The organism is Parvimonas sp. D9, assembly GCF_035282565.1.
Classification (GTDB): Bacteria; Bacillota; Clostridia; order Tissierellales; family Peptoniphilaceae; genus Parvimonas; species Parvimonas micra.
On record NZ_JAYKBM010000015.1, the window covers coordinates 1 to 2,369 of the forward strand.

Genomic DNA, 2,369 nt, shown 5'->3' on the forward strand with positions numbered 1-2,369 from the left:
TATTATACTACTATTAATTTAAAAAAGCAACTTATAGGTTTCTTTTTTTGTAAAAAAAAACTGATATCTCTTCTTTAGTAATAAGTTGAAACATCAGTTTGAACAATTTTACGCTAAATAATCACGTAAAAGATAAAATATAGATAAACAACACAACCTATCGGTAAAATAAATTATCTACAGGAACACCAAAAATATCTGAAAGTTGAAATGCCAATTTAATTGATGGTATTTTTTTTGCTCCTTCAATTGAACTTACAAATTGCCTGCTAACACCCAGCATACTAGCCAATTCATCTTGTGTCATACCATTTTTTTTTCTATAAAAAGATATTTTATTAGGAATACTCATCACCTCCTCGTGTAATAATGTTATAGCAAAATACTACATCGTTCTATTACCTCATATTATTATGAGAGAACGGTTGTACTAATAGATGTCATGGTTCACATCCTCATACAATTATATATTAAATGTATTCAAATACAAAAGCAACAAAAAAAATGATAACTGTTAAAATATACTTTCTAGGATTTTTCCAAACTTCCATTATAGTTTTTTTATTTGTTATAGGGAATTTTTTTTCTAATAAATATGATAAAAAAACTTCTAATGTAGTAATAATAAATAATTCAACCACAAATTTCACAGTTGAAACGTTAAAATTCAGAACCATTATTAAACATTGTATAAGGCAAAAATAAACACCAATCAAAAAAATATAATCTTTATTTAAACTTCTAAATTTAGTAGGTAAAAATTTAGCAATGTTTTTAAGTTCATCTTCCGTTGAAAATATGGTCAAAAGAGGCGTGTTTATAGTTCCAACCGCACAAGATAGCGGAATACTTAATTTTCTAGGAGAAAGCAGAGTAATAACTATTATCATTATAACTATTCCAATCGTATTTATAATATAAACATTTTCAGCTAAAAAAAACTTCAAAAAATAATTATTTAAAGTAATCTTAGACAATCTTTTTGGTATATCTATTCTAAAATAAGCAACTTTCATAAGTGAATTTCTAATATATACATAATACAAAAAACAGCTAAATACTGCCAAAACAAACAACAATAAGCTGTCATTTGTTAATAAAACAAAAACCAGCAACAAATAAACTATGCTTATAATTCCCATCAATAGTTTATCAATTCTATAAATATTAACTATATTAGGAATACAACTTAAAATTACTATTCCAGGTAACATTAAAACAATTTTTACATAAAAATTATATTCAACATTTAAGTTTAACATGATTGCCATTAAAATTATTATCTTTCTTAACAATGTATCTATTAAAATAGATATTATAAAACTTTCATTAATTATTGTTTTACTAACCGGTAGTGCATAATATGGCATAATTTTATCGTTTTTTACATATGTTCTAATAAAAAAAAATACTGAAAAACACAAACCAATTATGATATATACTTCAGCTCGTTTAACAAGAACCTTATTCATAATTGCATATTTTGCAAAATATTCATTCGCTAAAAAATATAACACAAACGAAAACAATGTATACCTAAATACAATTTTTTTATCTAAAATATCTTTTAAAAAAATTCTAAGCATCCACTCTACTCCCTTGTAATATATAAAATATCAGATATCGACAATTTACTTTGTATCTGATTCTTAGGACCAATCTTTCCACCATTAAGAATCACTACTGAATCACATGATTCATTTATGCTTTCTGTCACATGGGTCGACATTAAAATGCTACCATAAGCTTTATACTCTTTTATTATTTTATAGAGAAAAGCTGTTGATTCAAAATCTAATCCATCAACTGGTTCATCTAAAATTAAAAAGGGCAATCTTAATCCAAAAGCTACTATCAGTGAAAATTTCTTTTTATTTCCCATTGATAAATCTTTCTTCATGTAATTTATATATTTTCTAAAACTAAACCCATCAATTAAATAATCAATATATTTAGAGTCTAAAGGAATATTATAAGTCTCAAAAATAAATTTCATATACTCTACAAAATTCCAATATCTAAAACTTTCATCCTGTGAGAAAACAGCAATCCTATTCATTTTAAAACTTTCATCGTCAAATTCTAATTTTTCATTACGAAAAATAAATTCTCCTAAAGAATATTTAGAATGTATTCCAACCAATGTGTTTATTAATGTAGTCTTACCTGCTCCATTAACTCCTACTAACGCTATTATTTCATTTTCTGAAATAGATAATTTAGAGTCTTTCACTATATATTTCTTTGTTTCATACCAAATGCTTAATTTGTCGACTTCTAAAAGAACTTTATCCATATTCACTTATTTTCCCCTTTTATAAGTTTATAAAGAAACAAACAAAACATAACTGCTGATAATGCTAAAAATA

At 24.7% G+C, this 2,369-nt stretch carries 3 protein-coding genes; all 3 read right to left on the reverse strand.

Annotated elements, in window-relative coordinates; all coding sequences use genetic code 11:
- Positions 1-157: 157 nt before the first annotated feature.
- The 3 genes from VJI94_RS07740 to VJI94_RS07750 all read right to left on the reverse strand — a co-directional run bounded on the left by VJI94_RS07740 (position 158) and on the right by VJI94_RS07750 (position 2,296).
- Complete coding sequence (locus tag VJI94_RS07740; RefSeq protein ID WP_004633838.1) at positions 158-352, reverse strand: helix-turn-helix transcriptional regulator; 195 nt, start codon at positions 350-352, stop codon at positions 158-160.
- A gap of 118 nt (positions 353-470) precedes the next feature.
- A complete protein-coding gene (locus VJI94_RS07745) occupies positions 471-1,586 on the reverse strand; it encodes a hypothetical protein (protein ID WP_004633841.1) in 1,116 nt (371 codons plus the stop codon).
- A gap of 5 nt (positions 1,587-1,591) precedes the next feature.
- Positions 1,592-2,296 carry an ATP-binding cassette domain-containing protein gene (locus VJI94_RS07750; RefSeq protein ID WP_004633842.1) on the reverse strand — a complete coding sequence of 235 codons (705 nt, stop codon included), beginning with the start codon at positions 2,294-2,296 and terminating at the stop codon, positions 1,592-1,594.
- Positions 2,297-2,369 lie beyond the last annotated feature (73 nt).